The following is a 25,695-nucleotide window of genomic DNA, read 5'->3' as shown; positions in this document are numbered from 1 at the left end:
TCGCGCGCATCCGGTCGTGCACGGCACACGGAGGCGAGATGATCAATCCACGGGATTCGATCGTGTCGCTCGCCGGCGTCGTGGCCGGGCAGATCGCGCTGTTCGTCTGCATATTCGTGATCGGACGGCGTTTCGGTCCGGAGTCGCTCGGCCACTTCAACTATCTGCTCGCGCTCGCGACCTTCATCGGCACGCTGCTCGCGTTGCGTTACGAGCTCGCGTGCGTCGACGATGTGCCGGGCGAATCGTTCAACGCGTTCGTCAACGTGACGATGCTGAGCGTGGCCGTCGTCGCCGGCGTCACGGCGCTGCTTGCGATCGCCGGCCGTGGCGATCTCTATCCGGTTTCCGCCTATGCACTGGCAACGTTCGTGCAACTGGCTGCCGGATCCTATCTGAACAGCCTTCGGCGCTACGGCTGGATCGCGCTGTCCCGCGTGGTGGTCAACGGTGCGTTCCTCGCGGGCCTCATGCTGTCGCTCGCGTGCGATGCGTGCGCGCATGTCGACGTGTTTGCGCTGTACACGTGGGTGAGCGTCGCGGTATCGATCGTGATGGCGGTTGCGATTCTGTTGTCCGGTTATCGGTCCGGGTATTCGTTCCGGCTCTCGCGCGAATTTTTCGTCAGGAACCGGCGTTTCGCGCTGTATATCCTGCCGTCGACGCTATGCGCGTCGGTGCTGACCTACGCGCTGTCGATCGCGATTCCGCACTGGTTCGACGCGCAGAGCGCCGGTTACTTCGCCGCCGCGTACCGGCTCGGGTTCTTTCCGGTGTCGCTGATCGCACAAAGCGTCGGCGGCGTGTTCCGCCGCGACGCGATCGGCGCAATGGCACGCGCGGATGCGGGCACGACGGTGCCGCGCGTGTACCGGATTTACGCGCGCGCGCTCACGGCGCTAGCGGCCATATACCTGGCTGGCGGACTCGTGCTGTTCGCGCCGCTCGTCAACCTGTTCTTCGGCGAAAGCTGGCGCGGCTCGGTCGGGTTCTATCACAGCCTGATGCCGCTGTTCGCTTTGCAGCTGATCTACGTGCCGCTGTCGCAGATCTTCCTGGCGGCGCGTGCGCAACGCATCGATTTCCTGTTTCAGCTGACCTGCGGCGTGTGTCTTGCCGGCGCGCTGTGCATTGCGCGATTGATGGACCTGTCGGCCGCCACGAGCGTGCAGGTCTTTTCGCTGACCGGTACGGTGCTGATGGCGGCAGGCATCGCGCTCACCTACCGGGTTCTCGGGACAAGCCTGTCCGCGCCGCGAGCGGTGGCGTGAGATCGCAGACACGACGAACGAGCACACCATGATCCTGATAGTCGTTGATTCTCTCGAGCGTTACTACTTCGTCACTCGCCTCGTGCACGCCGTGCGTCACGAATACGCGTTCGCGTTCCTGACCAGCGAACCGGTCGCGCATCTCGGCCTGCTGCTGAACGGCTATCGGTCGGTGTATCTGAACCGTCTGAGCCCGATCGGCAAGTCAGACGGCCAGCAGGTCGACCACACGCCATACCAGCTGTCGATCGAAGTGCTGAACGGGCAGATGTCAGAGGCGCGCGCCAAGCGCGAGTCCGCGGCGATTTTCCATATCGCGTCGGAGCTGCTGCGCGCGCTGCGTGTCGAGCAGTGCGTGATGTGGAACGGGCAGCAGCTTGTGTGTCGCGCGGTGCGGCAGGCGTGTGCGGTGCACGGCGTCGCCACGCGCTTCATCGAGATCTCGAACCTGCCGGGCAAGCTGTTCGTCGATCCACTGGGCGTCAACGCACTGTCGACCATCAGCCGCAACCCGGAAGTCGTCGATCGGCTGCCGCGGCCAGACGAGGACACGCATGCGCGCTGGCTGTCGGCATATGAACGCTACAAGCAGATGCCGCTGCCGCAGGCGCGGACCTCGTGGGCCCGCAAGACCCTGTCCGCAACCAACTATGTGCTGAAGGCGCTCAGTCGCGGCGTCGGCCGCAGGCGCGTCGCGAGCGTGCGCGCGCGCAACGGAATGCCGGCGCCGCGCGATGCCAGGCACATGTCGGTCGATACGCTGGCAACCTGCCGCTATGTGTTCCTGCCGCTGCAGGTGTCCGGCGATACGCAGATCAAGCTGCACTCCGACGTCGGCAATCTCGACGCGATCCGTCACGCGTTCGAGTTCGCGGCGAACGAGAACGCCGATCTGTTCGTGAAGCTGCATCCGGCCGAGACGGACTCAGCGGAGATCGACGCGATCGTGCGCCTGCAGCAGACCTATCGCTTCGAGATCGTAACGTCGCCGACGACGGAGCTGCTTCGGCATGCGCATGCGGTCGTGACGATCAATTCGACGGTCGGGCTCGAGGCGATGCTGTACGGAAAGCGCGTTGTGTCGCTCGGCCGTTGCTTCTACAGGGATTTCGACCGCGAGCGGCTGCTGAAGTACATCCATTCGTTCCTGGTCGACGGCATCGACTATTTCGGTGCGGCGCGCATTCCTGCCGATGCCGCGCGACGTGTGTTCGGGAGTCGGTACTGACATGGCCGTATCGTTGCGACAGACCGCCGAGGCGATCGCCGAAGACTGCCGCCGCAACGCGTTCGTCAAGACGCGCTGCGTGGTGATCTTCTACCGCGTCGCACATTACCTCGCGTGCAGGAGCCGGTTCACGCTGCTGGCCGGCGCGCCGCTGATCCTCCTTTACATCGTGGTGTGCGACTGGCTCATGGGCATCGAGATTCCGGTCAAGACGAAGATCGGCAAGGGACTCGCGCTTTATCACGGTACCGGACTCGTGATCAACGGCTATGCGGTGATCGGCGATTACTGCACGCTGCGGCACGGCGTGACCATCGGTAACACGATCCTGAAGGACGGCACGATCGGCGGCGTGCCGACGATCGGCGATCACGTGGAGTTCGGCGTGCACAGCATCGTGCTCGGCGCGGTGCGTGTCGGCGACCGCGCGCGGATCGGCGCGGGGGCAGTGGTATTGCGCGACATACCGGATGGCCGCGTGGCCGTCGGCGTGCCGGCACGGATTCTCGACATTGGGCAGGGACCGACATGAAAGTATTCATTCTCCATCCCGGCAAGGCGAATTATCCCGAGATCGCTGCGTACGGACGTCGTCTGAGAACGCACGGCTTCGAGGTGTTCGACGGCGATCTCGACGCGTACGCGCGCTTTCCGGACCGGCAACAGTGCATTCTGTGGTGCATCATGGGCTTCTATCGCGCGTTGCCGCCTGCGCGATTCGTGATTCATGACTATCGGTCGCTGTCGGTCGGCCGGCTCGCGGCGCTCAAGGATCGCGTGAAGCGAGCGCTGAACGTGCGCCCCGATCTGCGCATCTTCCAGAACGCGCGGATGCGCGACGCGATGGCGTTTCGCGACGGCGTGCGTTCGCTGCTGCTGCCGATGGGCGTGCCGGACTGGATTTTCGACCCGGCCCGCGCCGATGCCCACGACGCCCGGCAAACCGCGGCCGGCCGGTTCTGCTATATCGGCGAGATGAGTCGTGAACGCGGCTTTCATAAGGTGCTGGCCGCCTATCGCGATGCGCGGCGCGACGAAGCGGATACGCTCGTGCTGGTCGGCAACCCGGAGCCCGAGATCCGCGCGGCGTTCGCCGATACGCCGGGCATCCGCTTCGTCGGCCGCGTGCCGCAATCCGACGCGTTGCGGATCGTTCGCGACAGCGAATACGCGGTCTGTTTTTTTCCTTATCACCGTCCGCATTGTTTTCAGACGCCAACGAAGCTGCTTGAGTACGCGTCGCTGGGCAAGAAGATTGTATGCAACGACGCGCCGTCGAATGTGCGTACTGCGCATGAGCTTGGGATTCAGTGTCACGTGACAGGCGCCACGATCTTCGACGAGCTGTTTCCGCTGTCGAAGATTCGCGCGAGCTGTCCCGATCCGGCCGCAATGAAGTCGCTGGAATGGGGGCGCGTGATCGAACGATCGGGGGTGCTCGCGTATATCGATGCGGTGGCCGGGCGCGGGCCGGCAATCTGAGGACCGGACATGAACGTGCTTTCTCTTGTGCCCGCTTGCGGCCAGCAACGCTCGAGTCTGACCGCGGTGATCGTGCTCGGCGGAATATTTGCTGTGCTGTATCCATTCGGCACTTTTTATTTCTATTTGCTGTTTCTTGCGCTCGCCAGCGCTGAACGAAAGCCGGACCGTTTTCTCGTGCTGGTCGCATGCGTTAGTGCCGTCGTCGTGCTTGGCCCACTGATCGCGCTCAAGTTGCCGATCCAGGACGGCGGCAACGACAAGCTTCAGTATCTGGACTTCATGTACAAGATGCAGTCGCTCGGCATCTGGCAATACATGATTCGACAACCTGAGATCGTATCGTTTTCCGTGCTGAACAGTGCGGCGAGCCTCGTCGGCATCAACGACAGCGCGTTCCTGATGATCTTCGTCGCATTTTTCTCGTTGCTGCTTGTCGTGATCTGGCGCGAGCAGTACCAGGCACTTCCGTTGTTCCTCGTTCTGTTGCTCTCTTCGTCGTCCTTCTTTGGCACATATGGAAACGTGATGCGGCAATCCATGGCATTTCCATTGCTGTTCATGGCGATATTTTCGGCAAGCAAGCGCAAGGCCGGGCTGGCTGTCGTGTTGGCGGGGCTGACGCATATACCCTCGCTGATCGTCGGCGCTCCGTTCCTGCTCTACAGGGTGTTCGGGAGGGTCGTGATCTGGTGTTCGATGGCATTGACCGCACTCACTGTACTGGCCTCGAAGCTGGCGCCGGGCTTGTTCGCCACGTTCGGGAGCGATGATTCGTATCTGTCGAGCAAGATCAACCTTTACACGACTTGGGACGCATATAGCGTCGCCGGGGTCGCCGCCGTGGCGTTCATGATCTTCTCCGTCAGCAACGTGCTGTGGCGCAGGCGACAAAAGGCGTTGCAGATCGATTCGGAGAGTTCGTGTCGCGGCATGCGGCATTGCCTGGTCGTGTTGAATTTTTCCGCCCTGGCACTCGTGGCGACCTACGACCTCGCGAAAGTGTTCGAGCGCATCTATATCTATTTCTTCGTGATCGCGCTGATGTATCTGTCTCTGTCCATGGTGCATGTGCGGCGCGGCCCGACCAAGGCGCTAGTCGTGCTCGTCGTCATGGCCTACGGCATCTACGGATTCACGAAAAACCTGTCGATCCAGACGTTGCTGTATGCAGGCGACCCGATAGCCTTTCTTACCGCAAGTCTGTTTGAAATGTACAGCCATTTCATGTAACGGGTGCTCATGAAAATCGTCCACATAGTCGAATCCAGCGCGACGGGCACGTTGTCGATGGTGTGTCTGATCGCGAATCGTCTTGCCCGCGAAGGGCACGACGTGCATGTCGTCTACTCGGTGCGGCCCGACACGCCGCAGGGACTCGCCGCGATGTTCGACGCGCGCGTGTCGCTGCGCCATGTGCAAATGAAAGGCATGGGCCTGCTGCGCACGGTCGGCCGGCTGCGCGCGACGCTGAACGAGATCGGTCCGGACGTCGTACACCTGCATTCGTCATTTGCCGGTTTTCTCGGGCGGCTGTCGACGTTGTTTGCGTTGCCGAAGACGGCATTCTTCTACAGCCCGCACTGCATTTCGTTCATGCGTCGCGATATTTCGGGCATGAAGCGTCTGGCGTTCGTCGCCCTCGAATGGATCGCGTGCGTGCGCAAATGCCTGTACGTCGCGTGTTCCGAAAGCGAAGGCCGCGCGATCCGCGCATGGCTTCGTCAACCGGTGGTGGTGGTCGAGAATGCAGTGAGCGACGTCACGTCGTCTACCCACAGGGGCAACGTCGACGCGTTGGCCGCTGCTCCCCGTTGCGTGGTGACTGTTGGCGGCATCCGTGCGCAAAAGAATCCCGAATTGTTTGCCCGGATCGCGCAACGCATGCGGGCGCGCGGCACCCGCTTCGTATGGATCGGCGACGGCGACGCGGCATTGAAGTCAACGCTGACGGAAGCGGGCGTCGAAGTAACCGGATGGCTGCCGCACGACGAGGTCGCGTGCCGGCTCGGGCGCGCGGACGTGTATCTGTCGACGTCGTCGTGGGAGGGCATGCCGGTATCGGTCATCGAGGCGATGCTGGCCGGCCGGCCCGTGGTCGTGTCCGACTGTGCCGGCAACGTGGACGTCGTGCGTCATATGCAGACAGGCGTGGTCTACGCAACGGCGGCCGACGCAATCGCGTGGCTGACGCGCATCGTCGGCGACGACACGCTATGCAGCGAACTGGGCCGCCGGGCACGCGACGAGGCGCGGCAGCGCTTCGGCGAGGAGCGCCTGTTCGCGGAACTCGCACCGCTCTATGCTGCACGTGCGGCCCGCTGACAGTCGGAAGCGGCCGCGCTTGACCCGAGCGCTCGCGCGGCTGCTGCTGTCGCGCATGCGCTGCAACACCGTCCCCATTTCGTGGAGAACAGGATGAATGTAACCATCACCCCCGACATCATCGCCGGGAACGACCGGCCGTTCGTGCTCTTCGGCGGTCTCAACGTGCTCGAAAGCGTCGACTTCACGCTCGACGTCTGCGGCACGTTCGTCGAGGTCACGCGAAGTCTCGGCATTCCGCTGGTGTTCAAGGCATCGTTCGACAAGGCGAACCGCTCATCGATTCACTCGTATCGCGGCGTCGGGTTCGACGAGGGGCTCAGGATCTTCGATGAGGTCAAGCGCCGGTTCGGCGTACCGGTCATAACCGACGTGCATGAAGTGTGGCAGGCCGAGCCGGTCTATCAGGTCGTCGACGTGTTGCAGGTGCCGGCATTCCTTGCGCGTCAGACGGATCTCGTCGTCGCGATCGCGCAGACGGGCAAACCGGTCAACATCAAGAAGCCTCAGTTCATGAGCCCGACGCAGATCGAGCACGTCGTGTCGAAGTGCCGCGAGGCCGGCAACGGCAACGTGATCCTGTGCGAGCGCGGGTCTTCGTTCGGTTACGACAACCTCGTCGTCGACATGCTTGGCTTCCGCCAGATGCGCGATGCGACGGGCGACTGCCCGGTGATCTTCGACGTCACGCACAGCCTGCAGATGCGCGATCCGGGCGGCGCCGCGTCAGGCGGCCGGCGGCGCCAGGTCCTCGATCTCGCGCGCGCGGGGATGGCGGTCGGACTCGCCGGGCTGTTCCTTGAAGCGCATCCGGATCCCGATCGCGCCCGCTGCGACGGTCCGAGCGCGCTGCCGCTCGCATTGCTCGAGCCGTTCCTGCAGCAGGTGAAGGCAGTCGACGACCTGGTCAAGCGGTTGCCGCCGCTCGAGATCCGATGAGCGGCGCAATGTATCGCGGGCCCGTGCGCCTGGTGCTGTTCGACGTCGACGGCGTGCTGACCGACGGTCAGCTTCATGTCACAGGCGACGGCGAGTTCATGAAGAGTTTTCACGCCAGGGACGGCGTCGCGTTTGCGCTGTTGCGCGCGCACGGCATCCACACCGGCATCCTGTCGGGCAAGCACAGCGGTGCGCTGGCATGGCGCGCGGAGCAGCTCGGCGTGGACGTGCTGGTGACCGGTTGCGACGACAAGGCCGCTGGTTATGCGGACATCAAGAGACGTCAACGGCTCGACGACCACGAGATCGCATATGTCGGCGACGACGTGAACGATCTCCCGGTCATTGAACGCGTCGGCGTGTCGTATGCGCCAGCCGATGCGCATCGTCTCGTGCGTTCGCGGGTCGATCGTGTCACGGATATCGCCGGCGGCCGCGGTGTGGCAAGGGCGGTGGCAGAGCATCTGCTGGCCGAGGGCGGACTATCGTTCGACGACGCGTATCGGCCGCTGCTCGAACAATGGAGCGGTCATGACGTCGTGCAGTAATCTGCGGCCGGTGCGCGTCGTGATTCCCGCCCGGTACGGTTCGACGCGACTGCCCGGCAAGCCGCTCGTCGATCTGGACGGCACGCCAATGATCGTTCGCGTGCATGCGCGTGTGCGCCGTGCGCTGCCGGGCGTCGACATCGTCGTCGCGATCGACGACGCACGCATCGCCGATGTGCTCGACGCACGAGGCGTCCGCTTTGCGATGACCGATGTCCGTCATGCGTCCGGCACCGATCGCGCGGCGGAAGTCGCGCGCATGCTCGGCTGGGCCGACACCGATGCGGTGATCAACGTGCAGGGCGACGAACCGCTCGTGCCGAGCGCGCTGTTGCAAGCGTTCGCCGGCTTCTGTGGCGCCGCGCCGGACCTCGGTGTCGCGACGGTGGCGTGCCCGGTCGGGGACGCCGCGCTGCTCGACGAGCCGGCGATCGTCAAGCTTGTCGTCGATTGCCGCGGCCGCGCGCTGTATTTCTCGCGCGCGGCGATCCCGTTCTGTCGGGACGGGCGACCCGCAGACGCGGCTCACGCAAGTGAATCGGACAGCGGCATGTTCCTGCGCCACATCGGCCTCTACGGCTATGGGAATGCGACCTTGCAGGCACTGGCGAGCACGGCGCCGTGCGAGCTCGAGCAGCTGGAAAAGCTCGAGCAGTTGCGCGCGCTCTGGCTCGGCTTGCCGATCGACGTAATGCGCTGGCCCGATGCGCCGCCGCCCGGCATCGATACGCCCGACGACGTCGAGCGCGTCGTCTCCCTTCTCAAACGGCACACCCATGATGCGACAGAACCATACTGAATCGGCGCGGCAGGTCTTCGAGATCGAGTCGCTTGCACTGGCCGGCGTGGCCGCACGGCTCGACGCGAACTTCGACGACGCGATCGAGATCGTTCTTGCTTCGCGCGGCCGCGTCGTCGTGTGCGGCATGGGCAAGTCCGGCATCGTCGGCAGGAAGATCGCCGCGACGCTGTCGAGCACCGGCACGCCCGCGTTCTTCATGCATCCGGGCGAGGCCTATCACGGCGATCTCGGCATGGTGACGCCGGACGACACGTTTCTCGCGATTTCGAATTCCGGCGAAACCGACGAAGTGATCAAGCTGATTCCGTTCCTGCGCAGCAACGGCAACGACCTGATCGCACTCACCGGCAACGCCGCGTCGACGCTGGCGCGCGCCGCGCGCGCCCATCTCGACATTGGCGTCGAGCGCGAGGCGTGTCCGCTGCAACTCGCGCCGACTGCATCGACGACGGCGACGCTCGCGATGGGCGACGCGCTGGCGGTCACGCTGATGCGCGCACGCGGCTTTCAGCCCGAACACTTTGCGCGCTTTCATCCCGGCGGCTCGCTCGGCCGCCGGTTGCTGTCGACCGTCGACGACGAAATGGCGCGTGGAAACCTGCCGTTCGTGACGGAGGACATGTCGACACTCGATGTGCTGGATGCGATGACGCGCGGGCGGCTCGGGCTCGCGATCGTGAAGCGGCCCGCCGGCTGGGGCATCGTGACCGACGGCGACATCCGTCGCGCGATCGAGCGTCACGGCGACGGTGTGTTGCGGCGAACGGCAGCCGACATGATGTCGATCGAGCCGTCGACGGTGCGGCCCGGCACGCGGGTCGAGGACGCGCTTCAGCTGATGCAGCAACAGCGGATCGGGGCGCTGCTGGTCGTCGACGGCGATGAGGTCGTCGGCGTGTTCAAGAAATAGGTGTTGCCGTCATGATCCTGCCCATACTTGGCGGTCGAACCAAACGTGCCGCTGTGATCGTGCTTGGCATGATCACGATGTGCTGCAGTTCGTGCGCGCAATATCCCGTCGATTCGGGACTGCAGCCGCTGCCGCCGGGCGTGGTGATCGCGCATAGTCCGGCGTCGAGTCGCGTCTATCTCGGTTCGCCGACGCTCGCGATCCTCGCGGATGGAACGTATGTGGCGGCGCATGACACGTTCGGCCCGGGAGCTGCTCAAAACACCGAGATGTTGTATGCATCACGAGACCGCGGACGCTCGTGGCGCAAGCTTGGGGAGCTTCGCGGGCAGTACTGGTCCTCGCTGTTCGTCGAAGATCAGGCGCTTTACATCATGGGAACGAGTGGGTTCTCGGGTGTACCCGTAATTCGGCGTTCGTTGGATGGCGGGAAGACCTGGAGCGTCCCGCGCAGTCGCGACAGCGGCGTGCTCGCGAACGGTGGCCGGTATTTCACTGCGCCGGTGCCGGTGGTCGTTGCGAATGGTCGCATCTGGCGAACGATGGAGGCGGTGGAACAAACCGGGATCTGGCCGTTCATGATGTCGGCACCGCTCGGCAGTGATTTGCTGAAGGCCGACAACTGGACGTTCAGCAACCGTCTTGCACCGAATCCGGGATGGCTCGACGGGAAGTTCGGCGGTTGGCTCGAGGGTAATGCCGTGGCGAAGCCGGATGGCAGCGTGGTGAATGTATTGCGCGTCTATTACAACGCGCTGCCCGAGCGTGCGGCGATCGTTACGGTCAACGCCGATGGCACCATAGCCCGCTTCGATGTCTCCACGGGGTTCGTCGACATGCCGGGCGCCGGCAAGAAGTTCACGATTCGCTTCGATAACAAGACGAAGCTTTACTGGTCGTTGAGCAACGCCGTCACCCGTCTCTATCGGGGTAACAACTATGAGCGCGCACGCAATGTCGTGGCGTTGATCTCGTCACCGGATCTCGTGCACTGGACCATACGCCGAACGGTGTTGTTCCATCCGGACTGGAACAGGCACGGCTTTCAGTATGTCGACTGGCAGTTCGACGGGAGCGATATCGTTGCGGTTGCACGCACGTCTTTCGACGATCCGGAAGGCGGCGCGCATTCGCAGCACGATGCCAATTTCATTACCTTTCACCGTATCGCGAATTTTCGCGACAGCGGCACGGGTGAGTAGGCTTAAGCGAATTCAGGACTTTGTCGCATGTTGCAGAGTATCGGACGCTGCGTCGGGATGAGTTGTACGATTGCTGAACCGGCGTGCCGACCATCTGCGTGTCGCATCTCTGGCTGGAGCTTCAATGAATCGGTAGGTTTGTGTCGCGATTAGCACGACGACAGCGACGTAGCCGAGCAGGATGCAAATCTTCGCCACGATGGAGATTGGTTTCAGCGTGATATGGCCCACGAACACCAGTGGTGCATGTATCAAGTAGACGGAATAGGAAATCCTTCCGAGTGATTGGCACACCGGCGCCTGGAGCATGCGCGCGAGCGGACCACGATCGTCCGAGAGTGTCAGCACGACGACGAAGAAGATCGGCGTTACTGCAAAAGCCAGTCCGGGCACATTGGTCGATTGCCACATCACGATGATCGCCATACTCGCTGCCGCAACCTGCACAACAGACAGGCCGCGCGTGGGGACGCTTTCGATCAGCGTTGCGAGTCGCTCGGCGAAAACGCCGAGCAAAAAGCTTCCGATGCAGCGGGGGAACGCGTATGTCGAATGAGAATCAAGGCAATGACCTACTTGCATGCAATGGTCGACGTGCAGGCTTCCATAGACGGACAGCGCGAGTCCGGACAGCGCGACGATCGCCAGCGCTAGCAATCGCGCGCGCGCTTTGAGCAGATACACGCCGAGCGCCAGTATGAGATACGAATAGAATTCCGTGCTGATGCTCCAGCTTGGACCGTTGATTTCGTATTTCGTTAGTGGACCGATGCCTTGCAAGAGGAAGAGGTTCGTCAATATCTCCGGGATTCCGGGAAACGTGATGGCGTCGACTCCTGGTGCGCTAAGCGCCGCACCCAGGCCGACGTGCTGCATGCTCGTCTTGAGCAAGCGTGATCCGAGCGTGACGCTGACGAAGAAGCAGGCGGAAAAGATGTGTAGCGGGTAGAGCCGACCTATGCGTCGGACCACGAATTTGGCGAGCTTGGGCCAGGACGACAATTGTTTCTCGTATGCACGATAGATGACGAAGCCGCTCAGGATGAAGAACAGATCGACGAGGAGATAGAAGCTGTCGACAATCGTGTTGGGCCGCAGGAATCCGTTGAAATGGTAGATCGCGACCGCTAGCGCTGAGATACCACGCAAGCCTTCAAACGATTTGATCGATGCTTCACCTTTCATCATGTTCCGAGTTGTTTCCATGAAGTATGCCGGCATCGGGCATCGGATCTGGATGCGAGAATTGACAGTCGAATGCTTTACGGGAAGATGCCATCTGAATCGAACCGCCCGGGGGGCGTTCATTAGGGGGGAACGAAGTCGTTGAACGTCCGGTCGGCAAGAATCCCGGCGATAGAGTAGCAAGCTCCTGCGTTGCACATCGGACAGAATTTGGCCGATTTCGCCAGCATCGACCGTAAAACGAATGAAGCTTTCTCCGTTAGGATGGGGAACTCCATTTCAACGGCGACAGCATCGCGCCACCTCTTTTGCTGATGTGTTCGGAAATGAATCTACGTGCGGTGTTTGCGCTATGTGCGGGATGCGCGGCATTTGCGAGCGTGCCAATTGCTCGTGCGGAGGGCTTCTATCTCCGTAATGGTGACGCCGTCGTATTCATGGGCGACAGCATTACCGAAGGAGGGACGTATACCACCGGAGTTGAGGACTACGTCGTGACACGCTTCCCGACGATGCATGTTCGCTTCGTGAACTCCGGTGTAGGCAAGGACACGATTGCCGGCGGCCTTGTCGGGCCAATGAGCGAACGTCTGCAACGCGATGTCGTTCCATTTGCGCCGACCGTGGTGGTAATGATGTACGGAATGAATGACGGACGGTTCAAGGCTTTCGATCCACAAGCATACGGCGCGTTTTTGTCAGGCTACAGTAGCGCACTGACATCGCTTGCCCGGCTGTTGCCCGACGCGAGAATTACCTTGATTCGTCCGTCACCGTACGATGACGTGACGCGTCCGGAATTATTCGACATCGGCTACAACATAGTGCTTCAACGGTTTGGGGAAGGTGTTGCGCAACTCGGTTCGGAGTCGCACACGCATGTGGCCGACTTGAACGGTCCCGTAGTACGCGATTTGCGGCGCCTTGCGCAAATCGAGCCGAACGTTGCACGGACCTTGTTTCCCGACCGCGTTCACCCGGCACCCGCGGGTGGATTGCTGCTAGCAAAAGCGTTGCTGAAAAGCTGGGGCGCGACGCCGCTGGTGTCCGCCGTTGATATTTCGGCCGGCAACCAGCCATGGATCGCGGCGCGGCACGCTGTTGTACGGCATTTCCGCGCAGGCGCCACGCTGAGTTGGGAGGCGATCGACGATGCGTTGCCAATGCCGATTCCGGATGACCGTGCGTCCAGAGCCGTCATGCTCGATACAGATTTCACGGAGAGTCTGAATCAGCAGAACCTCCGAGTTACTGGCTTGCCGGTGAGGGAATACCGCTTATCGATAGATGGACAGGCGATCGCGACTTTCAATGCTGAGGATTTGTCGCGCGGCGTCAATCTTGCCCGGTACGCCAGTCCGATGAATACGCAAGCAGCCGACGTACACGCGCTGACATTGGCGCATAACGCGATACGTGCAATCCGCTGGCGGCGCGTGCAGATGCTGGCGACGACAAGCGCGCTGAACGGCCGCTCATCCGCGTTGCAGGCGCTCGATCACGCGGAATCTGCAATCGTTGCGTTGCAACGAGAGGCTGCGCAACCGGTATGGCACAGATTCGAACTCAACCCGCTGTAGCCCGCAGTGCGTCGAGCCCGTGCAGAACCGCCAAGTGGAATCGCCCGCACAAAAACGGCGAATACCACTCGATCGCCGCCTGAATCGGCGCATGCCGGCCGTAAGCCACGGCCGACACGACGAGCAGCGACCCGGCAGCGAGCGCGCGATACCGGGCCTCGACGCGCGGCATGCCGTGCCGCCGCGCGAAAGCCAGTGCGACCGCCGAGCCGACGAACCAGCCCGCGACGACTTCCGACGGCGTATGCGCGTCGTCGAACACACGCGCGACGCCGATCAGCGCGCCGAGCGCGAGTCCGGCCAGCAAAGGCGTGCCTGCCCGCAGCGGTGCGCCGCTCAGCACCAGCACGCATGTCATCGGCCAGACCGCCGACGCGAGCATCGTGTGTCCGCTGATCACGCGGAAATCGATGGCCTCGATCCGGACCCCGCAACCGGCGTAAAGTATCTTCGTGACACCGACGAGCGCCATGCCGGCCGCGAGCAGCAGCGCCCATGACACTGCCTGACGTCGCCCGGTCGTCGACCACGCGAGCCAGGCGATGCACCAGAGCGCAAGCGGCAACGTCATCGCCGCGTCGCCGAGGTCGCTGACGGCCGTCCACGCGACCGGCTGCGCAGCGCCCACGCGGTCAGGCGACCATCAGCGCCGGCATGCGCGCGGCGAGATAGCTTTCGAAATCCGCAGCGACTTCCGGATGCCGCAACGCGAACTCTACCGTTGCCTTCAGATAGCCGAGCTTGCTGCCGCAATCGAAGCGCGTGCCGTCGTAGCGATGGGCGAGCACCTGCTCGTCCGACAGCAGCGACTGGATCGCGTCGGTGAGCTGCAGTTCGCCGCCCGCGCCCGGCCGCAGCGCGCGCAAATGCTCGAACACCTTCGGCTTCAGCACGTAGCGGCCGACCACGCCGAAATTCGACGGCGCGTTCGCCGGATCCGGCTTCTCGACGATCCCGGATAGCTTGAACAGATTGTCGTCCCACCGCTTGCCGTCGATCACGCCGTACGACTTCGACGCGTCGGGCGCAATCTCCTCCACGCCGATCACTGACGCGTGGTAATGATCGAACACATCGATCATCTGGCGCAGCACGGGTGTCGGGCCGTCCAGCAGATCGTCGGCGAGGATCACCGCAAACGGCTGGTCGCCGACCAGCTTCTCCGCGCACAGCACCGCATGACCGAGCCCCAGCGCTTCGGCCTGGCGCACGTAGAAGCAGTCGACGTGGCTCGGCTTGATGCCGCGCACCAGCGAAAGCAGCTTTTCCTTGCCCCGCGCCTCGAGCTCGGCTTCGATCTCGTAGGACTTGTCGAAGTGGTCTTCGATCGCGCGCTTGCTGCGGCCGGTCACGAAAATCATTTCAGTGATGCCGGCGTCGATTGCTTCCTCGACCGCGTATTGAATCAGCGGCTTGTCCACGACCGGCAGCATTTCTTTGGGGCTGGCCTTGGTCGCCGGCAAAAATCGCGTGCCAAGACCGGCGACGGGAAATACGGCTTTCGTCACTTTCAACATGATTTCGGGATTCCATCCGTTCAGGATCCGGCATCGTGAATGCCGAGGAAGGCGGCGATGCGCGCAAGGCAGTCATCGTTCGCCGGTGGCGGGCCGCTCGCGCAAATGAACTCCGCGCCGTCCGAAAATCGTATGGGCGTTCCCGATCCCGATGGTGACCGAATCTAGTCCGAATCCGACAGCGACGAATCCCGAATTTCCAATCGCCAATCGCCAATCGCCAATCGCCAATCGCCGATCGCGAATGGCAACCGCCGAATTTACGGATGTCGGATGCCATCTAGGAATTGGCGGCACGAAGGTGATTGCATGACATAGATTCAGGCATCCATTACCGGACGGCCAATCACGGCGCCGCGCTCGCGGGCCGCAGGACGCCGTCGGCTCAGGAGCGATCATGACCGGACAGGGCGACATCTTCGATGCAATCGCGCAATTCAATCGCGCGTATCTCGCACTTGCGCAGCGCATGTTGCGTACCGACTACGAGCAGGGGAGGCGCCAATTGGGCATCTCTGACGAAATTGCGGCATCGATTGTCGCGTTGACGCCGGTTCAAATCGACGAACTTGCGGCCAGTGGCGAACTGGTGTGTGAATTTCGCGCAGAAAACGCGCCGGGCCGCGCATGACGGGCTTTCCGGTTTTCCCGAATGGGCGTTCGACTCACGGCCCTCAAGCGGATTGCATCATGGCGATCCCGCGTCCATTCGGTCTTTTATCACGCCATGTAAATGTGGAGGAATCGCATGTCCGGTTATCGCGAATTGAAGGCGCAAGCCGATGAACTGATGAAGCGTGTCGAGGAAGCGCGGCTTGCCGAGCTCGACGCCGTCATTCAGGAGATTCGCACGCGTATCGCGGAATACGGGCTGACCGCCGGCCAGATCTTCGGCCGCCACGCAGGCGCCGCGAGAACGGCGCCGCGCGGGAGCGGATCGGCGCCCCGGTATCGCGATCCGAAGACCGGCGCGACATGGAGCGGGCGAGGGCGCGAGCCGCGCTGGATCAAGGGTGGACGCCGTGAGCGGTTTCTGATCGAGCGCAATCCCGATTGAACGCGCGGCGGCGCGGCGAAAACCGGCGTTCCCGGGCCGCAAACGGGCGCGAGACCCGGCGCTCGCGCCGCCGGATCATCGACGCGCGCGCCGCCGCTCCCGCCGCGCGGCCCGCTCCAGCAGCGCCACGAACGCCGCTTCATCCGCGCGCAGCCCCCTCGGCTTGCGGACGACCTCGAGCGTATCGAGTTCCCCGGCCTCGAACGTTTCAAGCACCAGCGGATGGATATAGCAGCGCCGGCATACGGCCGGCGTGTTGCGCAGGATGTCGGCAACGGCCCGCACCGTTTCGACGATCTGCTTGCGCGCGTGCGTGACGCCCTGATGCGGAATCCGCCTCAATAGCGCCAGCGCCTGCACGCTGCCGGCCCACGTCCGGTAATCCTTCGCGGTGAACTCCGCGCCCGCTGCGTCGCGCAGGTAGTCGTTGACGTCGGATGAGCCGACGGAATGACGTGCACCGTCGTCGTCCAGATACTGAAAGAGCTCGTGGCCCGGCAACTCCGCGCAACGCCGCACGATGCGGCCGACGCGCGGGTCCTCGACGGTCACGTCGTGTTCGATCCCGCTCTTGCCGGTGAAACGCAGCCGCACTTGCCCCGGGCGGATCGTCACGTGGCGCTTGCGCAGCGTCGTCAGTCCGTACGACGCGTTCTCGCGCGCGTACTCGGCGTTGCCGATTCGCGCCAGCGTCGTGTCGAGCAGCCGGACGATCGTCGCGACGATCTTGTCGCGCGGCATCCCGGGCAGCGCCAGGTCCCGCGCGACCCGTGCGCGGATGCGCGGCAGCGCGCGCGCGAAGGCCGCCATCCGCGCGTATTTGTTCGCATCGCGCGTCTCGCGCCACAGCGGGTGGTAGCGATACTGCTTGCGCCCGCGCGCATCGCGGCCCGTCGCCTGCAAATGGCCGCGCGCGTCCATGCAGATCCACACGTCGGTGTACGCGGGCGGAATCGCGAGCGCGTTGATGCGCGCGATCTCGTCGGCATCGCGGATTCGCACGCCATCCTGCGTGTAATACGCGAAGCCGTTGCGCAGCCGGCGGCGCGTGTACCCGGGGCGCCGGTCGTCGACATGGCGCAGCGACGCGGCAACCGCACACGCGTTCGCCGGCGCCGTAAGCGACGCGCGTTTGTTCATGCTGCGCCGCGCCAGGCGGGCGGGTCGTCCGGATGCCGGATGCTGCGTTCAAACGCGGCGTTCATCGTCGTTCTCCTTGTTGGCGGCAGTTCGCCGCGATGCGCGAGCGGGCGCTGGCGAGGGAGGCAGCAAGATTCGTGCGCCGCCGACCGGCTCCGCGGCGAGGCGCGCCGGACGTGGCGAAACTCGACGAGACAACGTGCGGCCCTGCACGGCGCGCCGCGCGCCCGAGCGCCGCGGGGACTTAGGTGTTTATACGTATGCCGATACCGATATCGCTGGAATCCAAGATTTCATTGGAAGGTTATCGGACTTGTTCATAGACTGATCCGGGGGTACATCTCTGGCCGGCCGCACGCGCGGGGCCGCTGCGCCCCGAACCGCGTCCGCGCCATGCAGAACCACAACAGCACGGCATCGCGCCAGGCCGGCGCCGCGGCATACAACGACACCATCGGAGACGAACCATGACATTCCTCAGGAAGCTGGCGGCCGGCGCGATCGTCGCGGCGGCGACGGCGCTGGCCACCGGCGCGCACGCGCAGCAAAAGCCGATCACGCTCGGGTTCTCGCAGGTCGGCGCGGAAAGCGCGTGGCGCACGGCGAACACCGTGTCGGTGAAGAGCGCGGCGAAGGACGCCGGCATCAACCTGAAATTCTCGGATGCGCAGCAGAAGCAGGAAAACCAGATTCGCGCGATTCGCTCGTTCATCGCGCAGAAGGTCGACGTGATCGCGTTTTCACCGGTGGTCGAGTCGGGCTGGGAGCCGGTGCTGACCGAAGCGAAGGCGGCCCACATCCCGGTGATCCTGACCGACCGCGGCGTCGACGTGAAGGATCCGTCGCTGTACGTGACGATGATCGGCTCCGACTTTCTCGAGGAAGGGCGGCGCGCCGGACACTGGCTGGAAGAGCGCTACAAGAACGACGCCGGCCCGATCAACATCGTCGAGTTGCAGGGCACGGTCGGCTCCGCGCCGGCCAACGACCGCCGCGCGGGCCTGCTCGAAGTGATCAAGAACAATCCGAAGTTCAAGGTGATCGCATCGCAAAGCGGCGACTTCACGCTCGCTGGCGGCAAGCAGGTGATGGAAGCGTTCGCGAAAACCTACGGCAAGCAGATCAACGTCGTCTATGCACACAACGACGACATGGCGCTCGGTGCGATCCAGGCGATGGAGGAGGCCGGCATCAAGCCCGGCAAGGACGTGAGCGTCGTGTCGTTCGATGCGACGAAGGGCGGCTTCCAGGCGATGGTCGCCGGCAAGATCAATGTCGACGTCGAATGCAGCCCACTCCTCGGCCCGCAACTGATGACCGCGGTGAAGGACGTGGTCGCCGGCAAGCAGTTGCCGAAGCGGATCGTCACGAACGAAACGGTGTTCCCGATGAACGTCGCGGCGCAGGTGCTGCCGACCCGCAAGTACTGAGCACCGTCGGCGGCCCGGGCGGCGGTGCAATTCCCGCCGTCCGGCAACTCCATCGAATCGAGGGCGACCCATGACGAATTCGCCGGTGGTCGAGATGACCGGCATCGACAAGGCGTTTCCGGGAGTCCGTGCGCTGCAGCGCGTGAACTTCCGGCTGTTTCCGGGCGAGATCCATGCGCTGATGGGCCAGAACGGCGCCGGCAAGTCGACGCTGATCAACGTGCTGACCGGCGTGCATGCGCACGACGCGGGCGAGATTCGCGTCGGCGGCGCGCCGGTGAATTTTGCGGCGCCGCGCGAGGCCGAGGCGGCCGGTATCCAGACGCTGTATCAGGAAGTGAACCTGTGCGCGAACCTGTCGGTCGCGGAGAACATCTTTGCGGGCCGGCAGCCGATGCGGCGCGGTGCGATCGACTGGAAGGCGATCCATGCGCGGGCGCGCGACGCGCTCGCCGAACTCGACCTGTCGCTCGACGTCACGCGCTCGCTCGATTCGTATCCTATCGCGGTGCAGCAGATGGTCGCGATCGCGCGCGCCGTGTCCGTCGATGCGCGCGTGCTGATTCTCGACGAGCCGACGTCGAGCCTCGACGACGGCGAAGTCGCGCGGCTGTTCGAGGTGCTGCGCCGGCTGAAGGCGTCGGGCATCGCGATCCTGTTCGTCACGCACTTCCTCGAACAGACTTATGCGGTGTCCGACCGGATCACCGTGATGCGCAACGGCGAGCGCGAAGGCGAGTACCTTGCGCGCGACCTGCCGGTCGACATGCTCGTCGCGAAGATGACCGGCCGCGAGCCGATGTCGGGCACGCTGCGCGCAGGCGCTGCGGCCGTATCGGCCGACGCGGGCGCGGCTGCGCCGTTCCTGTCGATGCAGCAGGTCGGCCGGCGCGGGATGATGAGCCCGCTCGACCTCGACGTGCGGCCCGGCGAAATCGTCGGGTTGGCCGGGCTGCTCGGCTCGGGGCGCACGGAAACGGCGCGGCTCGCGTTCGCGGCCGAGCGTACCGACACCGGCACGATCGAGATCGACGGTGCGCGCAAAAGGCTGTCGTCGCCGCACGACGCGGTGCGCAACGGCATCGCGTATTGTCCGGAGGATCGCAAGAAGGAGGGGATCGTTGCCGCGCTGTCGATCCGCGAAAACATCGTTCTTGCGCTGCAAGCGCGGCGCGGCTGGTGGCGGCTGATCAGCCGCGCGCGCCAGCGCGAACTCGCCGAAACCTACATCGCGCGGCTCGGCATCAAGGCGCGCGATGCCGAACAGCCGATCGGGCTGCTGTCGGGAGGCAATCAGCAGAAGGTGCTGCTCGCGCGCTGGCTCGCGACGGAGCCGAAGCTGCTGATCCTCGACGAACCGACGCGCGGGATCGACGTCGCCGCGAAGTTCGACATCATGGAACGCGTGCTCGCGCTGTGCGCGCAGGGGCTCGCAATCCTGTTCATCTCGTCTGAAATCAGCGAGGTCGTGCGCGTGAGTCACCGCATTGCGGTGCTGCGCGATCGCCGCAAGGTCGCCGAATTGTCCGGCGCCGACGCCTCGGAGGAACATGTGTACCACCTGATCGCGGGAGGCCGCTCATGATGCGGCTCCGTACGCTGCTTCGCCATCCGCTCGTGTGGCCGGTGCTGACGCTCGCGCTGCTGTTCGCGCTCGACGTTGCGCACCGGCCGGGCTTCCTGTCGATCTCGCTGCTCGACGGGCATCTGTTCGGCGCCCCGATCGACATCCTGAATCGCGCGGCGCCGCTCGTGATCGTGTCGCTCGGGATGACGCTCGTGATCGCGACGCGCGGGATCGACATCTCGGTCGGCGCGATCGTCGCGATCGCGGGTGCGGCCGCGGCGATCGTGCTCGACGGCGATCCGACGCGGCTCGGCACGGCGCTCGCCGCCGCGCTCGCGGTCGGCCTGCTCGCGGGCGCGTGGAACGGTGTGCTGGTCGCGTTCGTCGGCATGCAGCCGATCATCGCGACGCTGATCCTGATGGTCGCCGGACGCGGCATCGCGCAACTGCTCACCGGCGGGCAGATCATTCCGATCGGCGCGCCCGGCTACCTCGAACTCGGCGGCGGCTATCTCGCGGCCGTGCCGTGCGCGGTGTGGATCGCGATCGCGACGATCGCGGCGACCGCGCTGCTCGTGAACCGCACCGCCCTCGGCCTGTTCATCCGCGCGATCGGCGTGAACCCGGTTGCGACGCGCCTCGTGGGCTTGCGAGCAGGTGCGGTCGTGTTCGGCGTGTATTTGTGTTCGGGCGTGATGTCGGCGCTCGCCGGCGTTCTCGCGAGCTCGAACGTGCGCAGCGCGGACGGCAACAACGCGGGGCTGCTGCTCGAGCTCGATGCGATCCTCGCGGTGACGCTCGGCGGCACGTCGCTGCTCGGCGGGCGCTTCAGCCTTGCAGGCTCCGTGCTCGGCGCGCTGATCATTCAGACGCTCACGTACACGACGTATTCGATCGGCGTGCCGCCGGAGGCGACGCTCGTCGTGAAGGCGATCGTCGTGATCGTCGTGACGCTGATCCAGTCGGACGCGGCGCGCGCGCTGGTGGTCCGGCACGCGTCGCGGCTGCTGCCTTTCGCGCGTTCGCGCGCCGCCACCGGAGCAACGCCGCGATGAACCGATTCCTCGCACGGCTTGCCGACCCGCGCACGCTGCCGATCGTCGTGACGATCGTGCTGTTCGCCGCTTTGTTCGGCTTCGGATCCGTGATGTACACGGGGTTTTTCTCGATGCAGGTGCTGACCGGTTTGCTCGTCGACAACGCGTTCCTGCTGATCGTCGCGATCGGGATGACGTTCGTGATCGTGTCGGGCGGCATCGATCTGTCGGTCGGATCGGTCGTTGCGCTGACAACGATCCTGTGCGCGATCGGCGCCGAGCGGCTGCACTGGCCGGTGTGGGCGATCGTGCCGGTCGTGCTCGTGCTCGGCGCGCTATACGGCGCCGCAATGGGCGCGCTGATCCATTACTTCAGGCTGCAACCGTTCATCGTCACGCTGGCCGGGATGTTCCTCGCGCGCGGTGCATGCTTCCTGATCACGACGCAATCGATCACGATCAACGAGCCGACGTTCCATGCGCTTGCAGGCATCAGCGTGCGGCTCGGCGGCGGCACGCTGAGCGCAGGCGCGCTGATCGCGCTCGCGACGCTGGCCGCTGCCATCTACGTCGCGCATTTCACGCGCTTCGGCCGCAACGTGTACGCGGTCGGCGGCAACGAGCGCTCGGCGCTGCTGATGGGGCTGCCGGTCGCGCGCACGAAAGTGGGCGTGTATGCGCTGAGCGGCTTCTGTTCGGCGCTGGGCGGCGTGGTATTTACGTTGTACGTGCTGTCCGGTTACGGGTTGCAGGCGCAGGGAATGGAGCTTGACGCGATCGCCGCGACCGTGATCGGCGGCACGTTGCTGACCGGCGGCGTCGGTTATGTCATCGGCTCGGTGTTCGGCGTCGGCATCCTGGGCACGATCCAGGTGCTGATCACGTTCGACGGCACGCTGAGCTCGTGGTGGACGCGCATCGTGATCGGCGCGCTGCTGTGCGTGTTCTGTCTGCTGCAGCGGGTGATCGAGCGACACGCGGCGCGGCGGCGCAGCGGCGGCACCGGGCTCGATCCGAAACGCGCGAAGCGCGATGCGGCGGACGTGACGCCCGCTGCGCCCGGCGACGATGCTGCGCCGGTGTCGACGACGCGCAGGCTGCTGGGCTTTCAGCGTTCCGCATGAGTGCGCCGCGGGCCGCCGATTGCGCAGGCGGCCGGCACGCTTGCTTGTCGGTTCCTGGTGCTGAACGGATGCGCGTTCGCGGGCGACTGCGCGGCGAATGCGTGCCGCGCGGCGTTGGCGCGCAGGTCGCAATCACACCGGGTCGGCCAAATCCGGTTCTGCATCGAACGACCGATCGGCGATGCCCGTGCGCTTCAGCGATTCGGCGAGCCGCTCGATCGCATGCAGGTCGAGCATGTCGAGGCGTTCGCGCACTGCCTGCACGAACGCTGCATGCCGCGGCGCGTGCGCATGTTGCCCGAGCCATTCCTCGATATCGGTGAGGCGTCCTTCGCTCGCGAGCGCGCCGAGTTCGTCGAGCGCGTCGGCGGGCGGGCAGTGCATCGCGAACGCGTCGGGCGCCACGTCGGCATGATCGGCACGCGCGTCGGCCCGCACGAGCGCCGACGCCGGAATCAAAGCACGGCCGATTGCCGGCGCGACGATCTGGACCGTAAACGACGTGCCGATGCCCGGCTGGCTCGATACGGCGAGTTCGCCGTGCATCGCGCGCACGATCCGCTGCGCGATGAACAGCCCGAGCCCCGTGCCGCCGTTGACCGCCTGCACCTGCTGGTACGCGCGGAAGATGTCGGTCGTCTCGTCGATGTCGATGCCGATGCCGGTATCGGATACTTCGAACACGATCCGCCACGCATCGTCGTGCGGATACGCGCCGACCGATAGCGCGACCGTGCCGTCGCGCGTGAACTTCGACGCGTTCGACAACAGATTGAGCAGCACCTGCTGCAGCCGGATCGCATCGATCGACAGCTTGCGCGGCAACGGCGTGAGCGGCCGATAGTCGAACCGGTTGTTCTGCTGCGAACACAGCGCGATCGCGTAGTCGCCGATGTCGTTCAGCAGACCGGGCAGGTCGACCGTATCCGGCGAAATGCCGAGCGGCTGCAGTTCCGCCTTCGTGTATTGCAGCAACTCGTCGATCAACGCGAGCTGGTAGCGGATGCTTCGGTCGATCGAGCGGATCAGCCGCGCCTGGCCTTGCGTGGCGCTTTGCAACAGCAACTTCGCGTAGCCGTTGATCGTCGACAACGGCGCGCGCAGATCGTGGCTCACGTAGCCGAGCGTCTCGATCTTCTGCTGCATGTGCGTTTTCGCCTGTTGCAGCGCGTCGTTGAGCGCGACCGTGCGCTTCGCGACCTCGTCGCGAAGGCGATCCTGCTCGGTGAGTTGCCAGTGTTCGAGGCGCTTGCGCGCTTCGGTGCGTTGGCGGCCGACGTGGTGGATCCATGCGGCAAGCACGACCAGGTGCGTGGCGAGGCCGATGATCGCAATCACCGGGTTCGGGTAAATCTCGGATTTCAGCCAGAACAGCCAAGGCGGAACCGCACTCAGGCCGTCGAGGATGCGCATCAGCAAATTGAAGGCGCCGAACGCGACGGCGATCAGCATCACGCGGCCGGTCGGCGTCCTGCGGATCGCAAGCGTTAGCGCGATGCCGAGATTGACGACCGCGAGCACGGCGTTCAGCCGCACGCAGAACCACGTAAACGTCAGCAGATCGCCGAATGCGGCTCCGAACATGCCGACGCATTCGAGGCCCAGGATCGTCAGATAGACCGCGCGTAGCGGCAGCCGGGCCTTTTCGCGACGAGATACCGTGAGGATGAAGACGATGAACAACGCGATCGCGAGGTACACGAAGATCACCTCGCCGCGTGCGGACCATTCGCGCTCACCAGGCCAAAGGATCAACGTCGTATAGCCGCGATACGCCGCCTCGAACAGCGTCGTGCACAATGCGATGCCGGCCAGGATGTGAAATACGCTGCTGCGCGAGAAGAAGCCGATCAGCATTGCGCACCACATGAGCGCCAGCATGCCGCCGAGAAACCCGAAGTCCCACATCGCCGCGTGCATTTCCTCGGCGTCCCACGCGTCGCGCGTGAAGGCGGCGGGCGCGAGCCGCATTTCCTTGCGCGACGTGACGCGGATCAATACCGGCAATTGCTCGCTGGGGCGCAACGTCGTATCGAGCACCGGGTATCGCGAATGCCGCCGGATCGCGCCGTCTCCGTCGCCGGGGAAACGGCCGACGAACGTCCACGTGCCGCCGCGGTACGCATAGAAGTCGGCGCGGTCGACGCGCGCGTCGCGCAATGCCAGAACCAGATCGCGGGCGACGCCGCCGCGGTTGACGAGCGTCGTGCCGACCCACCATGCCGAGCGCGAGAAATCGATATTGAACGATGGCTGCGGCGGCGCGCTCGCGCGGTGCCGAGGGTCCGCAAGCCGCGCGGCCGCCTGATCGGCGGACAGCGTATGGCCCGGATCCTCGATCAACGCGGCTGCGTCGACACGCGCAGGGTTTTCGCTCGCGTGTGCGCGGTGCACCCCGAATGCGGCAATCAGCGCGAGCACGACCAGCAGTGCGGCATGCCACGCCGATGTGCGCCGCCTATGCATCGTGCGGCCGATCGTGCGACGCGGGTTGGACATCGATCGCGGGACGCTGGCGCCGCCAGTCCGACGGCGTGATGCCGAACCGCTCGCGAAACGCGGTTGCGAAGTTGCCCGGCGTCGAAAAGCCGATTTCCTCGGCGATGTCGCCGATCCCCATCGACGTTTCCGCGAGGAAGTGCTTTGCGGCGCGCAGCCGCGTATCGCGCAGGTACTCGAATACGGTCTGGCCGAGATGGTCGCGGAACACGCGTGACAGCTTTTTTTCGTGCGTGCCGACTTGCCGTGCGAGTTCTTCCAGCGTCGGCGGATTGCGCAGTTCGCGCAGCAGGACTTCGCTTGCCGCGCGCACGAGCGCGGCATCGGGATGGTCGGGCAATTGCGGAAGCTGTGTGAACGGCTGGCTGCGCCGCGCGCGCTTCAGGTGATTACGGATTCGCGCGATGACCTCGACCGGCTCGAACGGCTTCACGATGTAGTCGAGTGCGCCGGTTTCGAGCCCGGCGATGCGATCGTCGAGATCGCTCGCGGCGGTCAGGATGATCACGGGAATGTGCTGCGTCGACGGCGTCGACGCGAGCAGCCGGCACGCGGCGAACCCATCCATGCGCGGCATCCGTACGTCCATCAGGATCAGGTCCGGTGCGATCCCTTGCGCGCGGTGATACGCCTGCAGGCCGTCGAACGCGACGCTGATGCGGCAGCGCGCGGCACGCAGGATCTCCGTCAGGAGCCGCAAGTCGTTCGGGCGGTCGTCCACGACGAGAATGTGTGCGCCAGCGAGATCCGGCGTGGCGCGGAGCGACGCCGGACTGGACGAGCGGGATGCCATGGTTGCGAACGCGTAGAGGAGGTAGGCCTGATCGACACCGATGCATCTATGCGCATCAT

The 25,695-nt window shown here is 64.5% G+C and carries 24 protein-coding genes; 18 read left to right on the top strand and 6 right to left on the bottom strand.

Features of this window, described 5'->3' with window-relative positions:
* Window positions 1–38: 38 nt before the first annotated feature.
* The 11 genes from KDW55_RS11210 to KDW55_RS11160 all read left to right on the top strand — a co-directional run bounded on the left by KDW55_RS11210 (window position 39) and on the right by KDW55_RS11160 (window position 10,707).
* Entirely contained in the window at window positions 39–1,271 is a 1,233-nt protein-coding gene (locus KDW55_RS11210) for an oligosaccharide flippase family protein (protein WP_069242328.1), read from the top strand.
* Between the two features lie 28 nt (window positions 1,272–1,299).
* On the top strand, window positions 1,300–2,499 hold the full coding sequence (locus KDW55_RS11205) for a capsular biosynthesis protein (RefSeq protein ID WP_212161473.1): 1,200 nt from the start codon (window positions 1,300–1,302) through the stop codon (window positions 2,497–2,499).
* Between the two features lies 1 nt (window position 2,500).
* Complete coding sequence (locus tag KDW55_RS11200) at window positions 2,501–3,031, top strand: serine acetyltransferase (RefSeq protein ID WP_038571663.1); 531 nt, start codon at window positions 2,501–2,503, stop codon at window positions 3,029–3,031.
* Window positions 3,028–3,981 (top strand): glycosyltransferase, encoded by a 954-nt coding sequence (locus KDW55_RS11195; protein ID WP_212161475.1) that lies wholly within the window; start codon window positions 3,028–3,030, stop codon window positions 3,979–3,981. Before KDW55_RS11200 ends, KDW55_RS11195 begins: the two co-directional genes overlap by 4 nt.
* Before the next feature lie 9 nt (window positions 3,982–3,990).
* A complete protein-coding gene (locus KDW55_RS11190; RefSeq protein ID WP_212161476.1) occupies window positions 3,991–5,214 on the top strand; it encodes an EpsG family protein in 1,224 nt (407 codons plus the stop codon).
* Window positions 5,215–5,223: 9 nt separating this feature from the next.
* On the top strand, window positions 5,224–6,306 hold the full coding sequence (locus KDW55_RS11185) for a glycosyltransferase (RefSeq protein WP_212161477.1): 1,083 nt from the start codon (window positions 5,224–5,226) through the stop codon (window positions 6,304–6,306).
* Window positions 6,307–6,399: 93 nt separating this feature from the next.
* Window positions 6,400–7,245: a 3-deoxy-8-phosphooctulonate synthase gene (kdsA, locus tag KDW55_RS11180; protein WP_212161478.1), complete on the top strand. Its 846-nt coding sequence runs from the start codon at window positions 6,400–6,402 to the stop codon at window positions 7,243–7,245.
* Window positions 7,242–7,793, top strand: a complete 552-nt coding sequence (locus KDW55_RS11175) for an HAD-IIIA family hydrolase (protein WP_212161479.1) — start codon at window positions 7,242–7,244, stop codon at window positions 7,791–7,793. Before kdsA ends, KDW55_RS11175 begins: the two co-directional genes overlap by 4 nt.
* Window positions 7,777–8,592 (top strand): 3-deoxy-manno-octulosonate cytidylyltransferase, encoded by an 816-nt coding sequence (gene kdsB, locus KDW55_RS11170; protein WP_212161480.1) that lies wholly within the window; start codon window positions 7,777–7,779, stop codon window positions 8,590–8,592. The genes KDW55_RS11175 and kdsB overlap by 17 nt, the downstream gene beginning before the upstream one ends.
* Complete coding sequence (locus KDW55_RS11165) at window positions 8,570–9,505, top strand: KpsF/GutQ family sugar-phosphate isomerase (protein WP_209825891.1); 936 nt, start codon at window positions 8,570–8,572, stop codon at window positions 9,503–9,505. Before kdsB ends, KDW55_RS11165 begins: the two co-directional genes overlap by 23 nt.
* A gap of 11 nt (window positions 9,506–9,516) precedes the next feature.
* Entirely contained in the window at window positions 9,517–10,707 is a 1,191-nt protein-coding gene (locus tag KDW55_RS11160) for a sialidase family protein (RefSeq protein ID WP_249174088.1), read from the top strand.
* Between the two features lie 12 nt (window positions 10,708–10,719).
* Here the strand turns inward: KDW55_RS11160 and KDW55_RS11155 are convergent, their stop codons facing one another.
* Entirely contained in the window at window positions 10,720–11,895 is a 1,176-nt protein-coding gene (locus tag KDW55_RS11155) for an acyltransferase (protein ID WP_212161481.1), read from the bottom strand.
* 323 nt (window positions 11,896–12,218) lie between these two features.
* Here KDW55_RS11155 and KDW55_RS11150 point away from each other — a divergent pair, with 323 nt between their 5' ends.
* The gene (locus KDW55_RS11150; RefSeq protein WP_212161482.1) at window positions 12,219–13,472 is read left to right on the top strand and encodes an SGNH/GDSL hydrolase family protein; all 1,254 of its coding nucleotides are present in this window, start codon (window positions 12,219–12,221) and stop codon (window positions 13,470–13,472) included.
* Here the strand turns inward: KDW55_RS11150 and KDW55_RS11145 are convergent.
* Window positions 13,459–14,043 carry a phosphatase PAP2 family protein gene (locus KDW55_RS11145; protein WP_212161500.1) on the bottom strand — a complete coding sequence of 195 codons (585 nt, stop codon included), beginning with the start codon at window positions 14,041–14,043 and terminating at the stop codon, window positions 13,459–13,461. The two genes, KDW55_RS11150 and KDW55_RS11145, sit on opposite strands and share 14 nt — an antisense overlap.
* A gap of 61 nt (window positions 14,044–14,104) precedes the next feature.
* A complete protein-coding gene (gene galU, locus KDW55_RS11140; RefSeq protein WP_038571687.1) occupies window positions 14,105–14,989 on the bottom strand; it encodes a UTP--glucose-1-phosphate uridylyltransferase GalU in 885 nt (294 codons plus the stop codon).
* A gap of 397 nt (window positions 14,990–15,386) precedes the next feature.
* Between galU and KDW55_RS11135 the strand changes: the two genes are divergently transcribed.
* Both KDW55_RS11135 and KDW55_RS11130 read left to right on the top strand, forming a co-directional pair.
* Entirely contained in the window at window positions 15,387–15,620 is a 234-nt protein-coding gene (locus tag KDW55_RS11135; RefSeq protein WP_038571689.1) for a flagellar transcriptional regulator FlhD, read from the top strand.
* A gap of 117 nt (window positions 15,621–15,737) precedes the next feature.
* Entirely contained in the window at window positions 15,738–16,046 is a 309-nt protein-coding gene (locus KDW55_RS11130; RefSeq protein ID WP_038571692.1) for an H-NS histone family protein, read from the top strand.
* A gap of 75 nt (window positions 16,047–16,121) precedes the next feature.
* Here KDW55_RS11130 and KDW55_RS11125 read toward each other — a convergent pair whose 3' ends face one another.
* Complete coding sequence (locus tag KDW55_RS11125; RefSeq protein WP_069242338.1) at window positions 16,122–17,186, bottom strand: DNA topoisomerase IB; 1,065 nt, start codon at window positions 17,184–17,186, stop codon at window positions 16,122–16,124.
* Between the two features lie 467 nt (window positions 17,187–17,653).
* Between KDW55_RS11125 and KDW55_RS11120 the strand changes: the two genes are divergently transcribed.
* From KDW55_RS11120 to yjfF, 4 genes are all read left to right on the top strand, one after another.
* Window positions 17,654–18,616, top strand: coding sequence for an ABC transporter substrate-binding protein (locus tag KDW55_RS11120; RefSeq protein WP_038571695.1), 963 nt, complete (start codon window positions 17,654–17,656; stop codon window positions 18,614–18,616).
* Window positions 18,617–18,686: 70 nt separating this feature from the next.
* Window positions 18,687–20,201, top strand: a complete 1,515-nt coding sequence (locus tag KDW55_RS11115; RefSeq protein WP_212161483.1) for a sugar ABC transporter ATP-binding protein — start codon at window positions 18,687–18,689, stop codon at window positions 20,199–20,201.
* On the top strand, window positions 20,198–21,238 hold the full coding sequence (locus KDW55_RS11110; RefSeq protein WP_212149156.1) for an ABC transporter permease: 1,041 nt from the start codon (window positions 20,198–20,200) through the stop codon (window positions 21,236–21,238). Before KDW55_RS11115 ends, KDW55_RS11110 begins: the two co-directional genes overlap by 4 nt.
* Window positions 21,235–22,344: a galactofuranose ABC transporter, permease protein YjfF gene (gene yjfF, locus KDW55_RS11105; RefSeq protein ID WP_038571701.1), complete on the top strand. Its 1,110-nt coding sequence runs from the start codon at window positions 21,235–21,237 to the stop codon at window positions 22,342–22,344. Before KDW55_RS11110 ends, yjfF begins: the two co-directional genes overlap by 4 nt.
* Window positions 22,345–22,476: 132 nt before the next feature.
* Here the strand turns inward: yjfF and KDW55_RS11100 are convergent, their stop codons facing one another.
* Together KDW55_RS11100 and KDW55_RS11095 are read right to left on the bottom strand one after the other, a co-directional pair.
* The gene (locus tag KDW55_RS11100; RefSeq protein WP_212161501.1) at window positions 22,477–24,810 is read right to left on the bottom strand and encodes a sensor histidine kinase; all 2,334 of its coding nucleotides are present in this window, start codon (window positions 24,808–24,810) and stop codon (window positions 22,477–22,479) included.
* Window positions 24,803–25,636, bottom strand: a complete 834-nt coding sequence (locus KDW55_RS11095; protein ID WP_069242343.1) for a response regulator — start codon at window positions 25,634–25,636, stop codon at window positions 24,803–24,805. The genes KDW55_RS11100 and KDW55_RS11095 overlap by 8 nt, the downstream gene beginning before the upstream one ends.
* Window positions 25,637–25,695: the final 59 nt, after the last annotated feature.

This window comes from Burkholderia sp. AU19243 (assembly GCF_018148075.1).
Classification (GTDB): Bacteria; Pseudomonadota; Gammaproteobacteria; order Burkholderiales; family Burkholderiaceae; genus Burkholderia; species Burkholderia latens_A.
Note: the sequence above shows the minus strand (reverse complement) of the source record. Positions and strands in the feature narration are given on the sequence as shown.

What these genes read in the sequence shown, in the direction of transcription:
- KDW55_RS11165 (WP_209825891.1), top strand. Translation starts at nt 8,570, where the DNA reads ATGATGCGACAGAACCATACTGAATCGGCGCGGCAGGTCTTCGAGATC.
- galU (WP_038571687.1), bottom strand. Translation starts at nt 14,989, where the DNA reads ATGTTGAAAGTGACGAAAGCCGTATTTCCCGTCGCCGGTCTTGGCACG.
- KDW55_RS11115 (WP_212161483.1), top strand. Translation starts at nt 18,687, where the DNA reads ATGACGAATTCGCCGGTGGTCGAGATGACCGGCATCGACAAGGCGTTT.
- KDW55_RS11135 (WP_038571689.1), top strand. Translation starts at nt 15,387, where the DNA reads ATGACCGGACAGGGCGACATCTTCGATGCAATCGCGCAATTCAATCGC.
- yjfF (WP_038571701.1), top strand. Translation starts at nt 21,235, where the DNA reads ATGAACCGATTCCTCGCACGGCTTGCCGACCCGCGCACGCTGCCGATC.
- KDW55_RS11125 (WP_069242338.1), bottom strand. Translation starts at nt 17,186, where the DNA reads ATGAACAAACGCGCGTCGCTTACGGCGCCGGCGAACGCGTGTGCGGTT.
- KDW55_RS11210 (WP_069242328.1), top strand. Translation starts at nt 39, where the DNA reads ATGATCAATCCACGGGATTCGATCGTGTCGCTCGCCGGCGTCGTGGCC.
- KDW55_RS11200 (WP_038571663.1), top strand. Translation starts at nt 2,501, where the DNA reads ATGGCCGTATCGTTGCGACAGACCGCCGAGGCGATCGCCGAAGACTGC.
- KDW55_RS11130 (WP_038571692.1), top strand. Translation starts at nt 15,738, where the DNA reads ATGTCCGGTTATCGCGAATTGAAGGCGCAAGCCGATGAACTGATGAAG.
- kdsB (WP_212161480.1), top strand. Translation starts at nt 7,777, where the DNA reads ATGACGTCGTGCAGTAATCTGCGGCCGGTGCGCGTCGTGATTCCCGCC.
- KDW55_RS11185 (WP_212161477.1), top strand. Translation starts at nt 5,224, where the DNA reads ATGAAAATCGTCCACATAGTCGAATCCAGCGCGACGGGCACGTTGTCG.
- KDW55_RS11160 (WP_249174088.1), top strand. Translation starts at nt 9,517, where the DNA reads ATGATCCTGCCCATACTTGGCGGTCGAACCAAACGTGCCGCTGTGATC.
- KDW55_RS11110 (WP_212149156.1), top strand. Translation starts at nt 20,198, where the DNA reads ATGATGCGGCTCCGTACGCTGCTTCGCCATCCGCTCGTGTGGCCGGTG.
- KDW55_RS11100 (WP_212161501.1), bottom strand. Translation starts at nt 24,810, where the DNA reads ATGCATAGGCGGCGCACATCGGCGTGGCATGCCGCACTGCTGGTCGTG.
- KDW55_RS11095 (WP_069242343.1), bottom strand. Translation starts at nt 25,636, where the DNA reads ATGGCATCCCGCTCGTCCAGTCCGGCGTCGCTCCGCGCCACGCCGGAT.
- KDW55_RS11120 (WP_038571695.1), top strand. Translation starts at nt 17,654, where the DNA reads ATGACATTCCTCAGGAAGCTGGCGGCCGGCGCGATCGTCGCGGCGGCG.
- KDW55_RS11145 (WP_212161500.1), bottom strand. Translation starts at nt 14,043, where the DNA reads ATGACGTTGCCGCTTGCGCTCTGGTGCATCGCCTGGCTCGCGTGGTCG.
- kdsA (WP_212161478.1), top strand. Translation starts at nt 6,400, where the DNA reads ATGAATGTAACCATCACCCCCGACATCATCGCCGGGAACGACCGGCCG.
- KDW55_RS11150 (WP_212161482.1), top strand. Translation starts at nt 12,219, where the DNA reads ATGAATCTACGTGCGGTGTTTGCGCTATGTGCGGGATGCGCGGCATTT.
- KDW55_RS11195 (WP_212161475.1), top strand. Translation starts at nt 3,028, where the DNA reads ATGAAAGTATTCATTCTCCATCCCGGCAAGGCGAATTATCCCGAGATC.
- KDW55_RS11190 (WP_212161476.1), top strand. Translation starts at nt 3,991, where the DNA reads ATGAACGTGCTTTCTCTTGTGCCCGCTTGCGGCCAGCAACGCTCGAGT.
- KDW55_RS11205 (WP_212161473.1), top strand. Translation starts at nt 1,300, where the DNA reads ATGATCCTGATAGTCGTTGATTCTCTCGAGCGTTACTACTTCGTCACT.
- KDW55_RS11155 (WP_212161481.1), bottom strand. Translation starts at nt 11,895, where the DNA reads ATGATGAAAGGTGAAGCATCGATCAAATCGTTTGAAGGCTTGCGTGGT.
- KDW55_RS11175 (WP_212161479.1), top strand. Translation starts at nt 7,242, where the DNA reads ATGAGCGGCGCAATGTATCGCGGGCCCGTGCGCCTGGTGCTGTTCGAC.